Annotated in this window: 3 protein-coding genes; 2 read left to right on the forward strand and 1 reads right to left on the reverse strand. The window is 36.8% G+C overall.

What is annotated here, in order from left to right; genetic code table 11:
* Position 1: 1 nt before the first annotated feature.
* A complete protein-coding gene (gene recC, locus V6255_RS16300) occupies positions 2 to 3454 on the reverse strand; it encodes an exodeoxyribonuclease V subunit gamma (RefSeq protein WP_341629101.1) in 3453 nt (1150 codons plus the stop codon).
* Positions 3455 to 3857: 403 nt separating this feature from the next.
* On the opposite strand from recC, the gene gapS6a reads away from it, so the two are divergent.
* Both gapS6a and V6255_RS16310 read left to right on the forward strand, forming a co-directional pair.
* Entirely contained in the window at positions 3858 to 4181 is a 324-nt protein-coding gene (gene gapS6a, locus V6255_RS16305; RefSeq protein ID WP_341629102.1) for a GapS6a family protein, read from the forward strand.
* 14 nt (positions 4182 to 4195) lie between these two features.
* The gene (locus tag V6255_RS16310; protein WP_341629103.1) at positions 4196 to 7000 is read left to right on the forward strand and encodes a hypothetical protein; all 2805 of its coding nucleotides are present in this window, start codon (positions 4196 to 4198) and stop codon (positions 6998 to 7000) included.
* The last annotated feature ends 140 nt before the right edge of the window (positions 7001 to 7140 follow it).

Here is a 7140-nt window from a genome sequence, read left to right on the forward strand (position 1 = left end):
ATTATTCTCCGCCCCATTGCTCATAAATTAAATCATTCAAATTACATAATAATGGCATAAATACCTGTAGTGCTATCGACTCAAATTGTTGCCAATGATCTTCAATATTTTCAAAAACACGATTAATGTAAGGGTCATTTGCTTCCGCATAACCACGGCTATTATTAAAGACTTTTAACGCCGCTTGTTGGCCAGCAGCGCGCGTATCAAAACTTAACTCATCCAGCACAAAGACATTTGCTTGTAATTTACAAACGGCTTCACACCACTGGTAAGCACTTTCCACAAAGAAAGGTAACGCTTGCTGTAACCCCTGTTGATATAAAGCTAATAATTCAGCTAAACGTTGATGAGCATAATCAGCAGGAATTTCCTCAAAATAATGCCCTTTCGTTTGACCAAACAAGGTCGCGTTAAGGTGTTGACCATGCACAATGCAATAACTTAAATGCTCAACCCATAACTTCAGCAGGTCTTTACCTTTAATATTGCCCGGTTTAATACGCACTAATCCATTTTCACAATGGTCATCAAGCGCACCCACTAAACGTTTTTGATCAAACGGAATATCAACATTTATCTGTTCAATATCACCAATAAAGTAACCGCTATAAACGCCTGCTAAATCGACCATGACTTGTAAGTCTTTATTAAAAATTAACGTTGCAAACTCACCCACGGGTAACTTACCTTGTGCCTGTAAACCCACGTATAAATCCGTTAAAGCTTGGTCATCGAGTCCATTCTCAAATTGTTGTTTTTTGAGCATGTATTGCTGCAAGTTATCCAAAGCAAACGGTTCATCATTTTCTTGATCAATGTCATCAATCTCAAAATACACATTTAAACCTTGATTAAAAAACGCCTTACAAGGATTTTGTAAAAATCGAATCAGTGACGTTAACTCTATCAACTCATTTTGCAATAAAGGCAAAGGTTGATTAATCTCAGCTTGATCGACGGATAATTGAGTAGAAGCATTCCACCAAGATTGTTGATAGGTAATTTGCTTACCTTGAAAGTACTGTTCACTAAAACTTTGCATTGGGTAGTGATGTATTAACGAAGCCAATAATTGTTTTTCTAATTGACCATTATCCAATGATTCGCTCTCAAGCAAACTTTCATGCTGGCTGGTTAATATAAAGCTCTGTTGAATATAGTTAAGCAGTTCGCTGACTAACACACTCGGCATTTTTTCACTGTTATCACTGATATCTTTACCGATGTAACTAACGTAAAAATTTGATTGTGCCGATAACAACGCCTCTAAAAATAGATAACGATCTTCATCTCTGCGTGAACGGTCACCACGTTTTCTATGGCCGACCATCAAATCGAATCCCATTGGTAATAACGAACGAGGATATAATCCATCATTCATGCCTAACAAACAGACCACTTTAAAAGGAATCGAACGCATTGGCATTAACGTACAGAAGTTCACCTGCCCTGCTAAGAAACGTTGGCTATTCGATTGGCTAGACAAATGCTCTTGCAAATATTCAACCAACACCATTAACGATAAAGGCTGATCAAACTTAGCCTGTGCCGTTTGTTCAGACAACATTTGCATTTGTTGGCGTATTTGGCTGAACAACACACTGTTATCTTCATCCTCAAGGTAGAAATCATCGATTAAGTGATTAATAAACAGTTGCCACTCAGCACAGCTTACTTCTTTATTTAAGTTCACTTCTAAATCAATCAAGGTATCAATAAATTCAATAAACCGACCGAGCAAATCGCCTTGTAACCCTTGCACTTCATCGTAAGGTGCAATGCCTTCAAAGAGATTGTCACTCATGGCATAACCCAACAACATACGTTTTAAACCAAACAACCAATTATTTTGTGTTAACGCAGGGAGTTCCCACTGTGTCGCGGATTGATCATTAAGTCCCCATCGAATACCGCTTTCGGTGATCCAATGTTGTAATAAATCAAATTCAGATTGCTTGATAGAGAATCGATTTAAAATCGCAGGTACTTCTAATAAGGCTAAAATATCTTCTCGCGTATAACGGCTTTGTTGTAAATTCAACAATTGTAAAAAGCTCGCTAAAATCGGATTTTCCTGTTGCGCACTGACATCGGAAATAGAGAATGGAATGGTAATGCCTGTGCCAGAACGACTAAATACCGCTTCTACATAAGGCGCATAAGCATCGATATTAGGCACCATCACGATAATATCTTTAGGCGTCAGCTTAGAGTCCTGCTCAAACATGGTTAATAAGTTGTCGTGTAATACTTCGACTTCTCGCATCACACTATGGCAAGCATGTAAGCTCAGCGAATTATCATGGTCATCAATTTCAATACGCAGTGAAGGATCTATTAACGTCTGTGTTGAGCTATCGGTTAAATCTAAAATGTCAGCCTGTAGATTATGTAATAAACTGTCGCGGTCAATATCAACAAAGGCATCAATCTCTTGTTGCTCAAGGCTATACAGTTGATATAAAAAGTCTCGTCCCATTTTGCCCATTGAAGCCAATAATGGATTACCCACTTCACTTTCAATATCGCCACTGCTCGCCCAGGCTAAATGTGCTTCATCTTTTTGCCAGCTACTTGCTTTTAACTGTTCAACTTCGCCCGCTTTCACACTCACTTTAGGGCGAGACTGAGCAAAACGTTTCGCTAGTAGTTTAGGGTCAACAATGTCTCCCCAATAATAACGACAAGGATTCGTTAATAGAAAATGCACATCACAATGTTCAGCTAACCCTAATAACGCTTGCAGGTAAGATTCAGGCAAAGAAGAGATACCAAAAACAAAAATACGTTTTGGCAAATGCGTTAACTGCTCGGTAGTTTTAGTCGCCAACGTACTTAAAAAGTCTTGGTACAAACCTGCACGATGATAAGCTTTACCTTGAGATTGGAACCCTTCTTTAATACTGTTCACTAATAAACGCCATAACTTAGCCTGCCAAAGGTGTGTGTCTAACCACTCTGGTTGTAAATGCTCTAAGCTGACTTGACTGTCTTGCAATGTTTCCCAGTTATCAATCCACTCTGGGCGATACACTAAATATTGGTCAAATATATCGGCGACTTTCCCACTTAACTGGAAACGCTTGCGCAGGTGTTCATCGTCTTCTAAATACTCTTTTAACGCACTAAAGTCTTCGTCTTCTAAACAATCAGGCAATAACTTCATTATTTGCCACGTCATCGATTGTTTATTGAATGGGCTGTTATCAGGCACATCGTCTAAAACATGTTTAAACTGCTGCCAAATAAAACTCGCCGGTAATGGGAAATCAATATTAGCTGCAATACCAGTAGATTGCGCAATCTCTAATTGCAGCCATTGCGCCATACCCGGGCTTTGCACTAATACGGTTTCATTTTCAAAAGGATGGCTCAACGGAGATTGTTTCATGAGCGCTAGCAACAGGTCTTTAAGCAAGCTTATTTGATTGGAATGATAGACTTTAAACACACGTGCCACCTTTTGAGAAAGTTGTTTTTTAGCTGTTTATTATAGTAGCTCTAAAATACCATAACTATCATAAGAGTAATCAACAGAGTTATGAAAAAAGTAAATTTAATCATTGGGTTGGGAAGTGAAAGATAAATAGCAGTTTTAGGCTTTGTTATCTATATCTGAAATTGGATTGTTAAATCACTGTATTTTTGTCAATACAAGGCAATTAACATTGTATTGGTAATAAAATGCTTAGTTTAGATTTTAATAGTTTAATTAGTTTGTTAAATTCAATAGTTCATATCAAATTAAAATAAAGAAGAAAACTCTTTGTATATACCTAAAATACAGAATAGTTTTAGTTTGATAATTCAAAACGAATACACATCAATTATTTAATATTAAATATGGAGATTTTATGGAGTTTTTATCATCTGTAGTTTTGTCGGGTTTTTTGTATGACATGTTAAAGCATGGTGTGTCTGTTACCTCAGATACAATTAAAACAAAACTTAAAGACTGGGAAATCGATGAGGTTGTTGCTCCAGCTTTGTCTGAAGAAATCAGCAAGCTGAATCTTACTGACGAATTAAGTGAATCAGCAATAGATAAAAGGATTAATCAGGCTCCCAACCTTGTTGAACTGATTAACTCTATTAAAAAGGATCAAACTGTAACTAATATTATTCAGAGCCATAGTGGCAATGGAGATAATATAGGTAGAGATAAAATCACCAACTAGAAGGTTTCAGCACCATGAGTAATAACGAAACAAACCTCAAACAAAATCATTCTGGAACGGGGCACAATATTGCTCGAGACATGAATGTATACAATTTTGGGAATAATGATTTTGAGACCGATATTGCTATATCAGTGCTTGTTGGATCTTGGGATGAATCAAAAGAAGATGATATTGCTGCACTTGAATTTATAACTAATGAGAAATACAGCAATTGGATTATTAAAATAAGACAAATAGAAGCTTTAGATAATAGTCCTTTAAAACATGATTCAGGAGTTTGGTTTGTTACTAGTCGTGTTGACTCATGGGATATCTTTTCATCAAGACTATATAAAGATCATCTAGATAGATTCAAAGATATTTCAATTAAAATTTTGAGTTCGATTGATCCTAAGTTTGATTTAAAACCAGAGGACCGGTTTGGTGCCTCTATCTACGGAAAAGTACTATCTCACAGCCCATCAATCCGCAAAGGTCTTTCCGAAGGGCTAGCATTAATAAGTACAAAAAAAGAACTATTAGTTAACTGTGCTAGCAATTATGGAGAGTATATTGCCAACGTTGTAGTCAAAGAGATATTCAACAGCTCAGATTGGATGTTATGGGCTAGTACTCAAGATATACAACCAATAATAGCTGAAGCGGCTCCACATGCATTCTTGGATGTAATTGAGAGTGCAGTTGTTCACGAAGATAAGCCATTCAATATACTTTTCTCACAAGAAGGTACAGGTGGGATTACCGGTGCGAATTACATGACAGGTCTATTGTGGGCTTTAGAAAGTCTTGCATGGTCTCCAATATATTTAACACGCTGCGTAGTACTTCTTGGGGAAATGGACAGTCATGACCCAGGTGGGAATTGGACAAATAGGCCTGGAAATTCAATTATTGATATTTTACTCCCATGGCTTCCTCATACAACAGCTAATTTTGAAAGACGTTTAGCATCTCTAAAAGCATTAGAAAGAGAGTTTCCTGCAACTGCATGGAAAGTATTACTGGGTTTACTCCCAAGCAATCATGGTACTACTTCAGGTACTAGTAAGCCTAAGTGGAGAAAATTCATACCTGACGACTTTAAAAACGAAGTTACGGATAAAGAGTATTCTGAACAAGTAATTGAGTATGGTAATTATGTTGCTGAATTATCGGCAAAGGATAACTCTCGTCTGCCCAAACTTGTTGAACACTTAGATCATCTTCACAATGACGCATTTAATGCATCAATAAAGGTTCTTTTAGAGTATTCAGTTAGCGATTTTAGCCCTGAAAATAAGTACATTCTATGGTCTGAGCTTGTACGTTTTATAAATAAGCATAAAAAATTCTCTGATGCAGATTGGTCGTTATCTAGTGAAAAACTTAATCAACTTGGTCCTGTTGTGTCCAATTTACAACCAGTAGATAAAACTTTGCTCTATCAGAGGCTATTTACTCACAATACCATGGATTTGTATGAGGAAAAGGGAAATTGGAGAGAGCAAGAAGAAGCGATTAAAAAAGAGAGAGATGAAGCAATCTCTGACCTTTTTTCTGAAGGCAGCTATGAAATGATTTTTCAGTTTTCACAAACCGTCGACTCTTCAAATATTGTAGGGAATTCGCTAGCTTCAATAATTGAGATTGATGACGAAGAGTTGTTACGAAAATATTTAAAAGAAGATGATGTAAAAACTAAACAATACATTTCAGGTTATATTTGGACGAGAAATTATCTTACCAAAGGGCAGTTTCTGGAAAATATTAAGCTGAGTTCTTGGGAGGTAGAAGATGCTTCTAGAATTCTACTTTTATTACCTTTCGACGTAAAAACTTGGGATAAAGTTGATGAGATATTAGGCCAGGACTTCGAACATTTATATTGGTTAAATGTAATTGCCTATTCATACCACTGTGATGACGAAGACAATTTATATCGAAGCATTGATCTTCTTTTGAAGCACAATAGGCCGTTACCCTCTATCCATTGCCTCTACCGCCTTTTACGCGCCAAAAAGACATTAAGATTAGAGCAAACCGTAAATGCTTTAATTGGCGCGGTCAATACTAAAGAAAGTACCACAAACATGGATAGTCATGAAATCGGTGAAATTATTGATTTTCTTCAGTCAAACGATCAACTAATGGATAACGACAGATTTAGAATAGAATGGGCATATTTGCCTCTAATCTCTCAAAAAAGAGATGAAAATAGCTCTCCTAAATATTTGGAAGGCAGACTTTCAAATGAGCCCGAATTTTTCTGCGAAATAATCCGCCTTGCATATAACTCGGACAAAGACGCTTCTGAAGTGGAGCTGAGTGATTCCCAGAAGAATATAGCTCATAACGCATACAAACTTTTGGATGAATGGAAAAGAATTCCGGGCTCTCAAGAAGATGGAAGATTTCAACCTAGTGACTTTGATAACTGGACTAATAATGTAATTGAAATGACAAAAGAATCAGGCCACCTGAGTTCAGCTTTGCGAGTTTTGGGCAAAAATCTAATTAATTCACCCGAAGATGACGATAAATTATGGATACATACGACCATAGCAGAATTCTTAAATAGAAGGGAATTAGATAGTGTTAGGGATGCTTTCAGAGTGGCTGTATATAACTCTCGTGGCGTCCACTTTATTGATCCAGAAGCAAAACCTGAGATCAAGTTATCAGAAGTATATCAATCTAAATCTGAGGCTTTGGAGTTATTAGGGTATCAAAGGATCGCCAGGACACTTCGAGAGCTCTCAGAAGGCTATGCAATGGAGGCTGAAGATATCCTCAAAAGAAAAAGTAAATTTAATAAATTACCCCTTGATAATATATAACAACAGGCTCAGAAATAAAGTACTGGACAGCTATTCATTGAAATAAGCAATATCAAATAGTTACAATAAAACCTTGCTCAATATGGCTACGTCCCCTCTCCCCGTTGAGTTTTTCTGAATTAATGATTACCTTCAAGCAA

The organism is Psychromonas arctica (assembly GCF_038155225.1).
In the GTDB taxonomy this organism is placed as follows: domain Bacteria; phylum Pseudomonadota; class Gammaproteobacteria; order Enterobacterales; family Psychromonadaceae; genus Psychromonas; species Psychromonas arctica_B.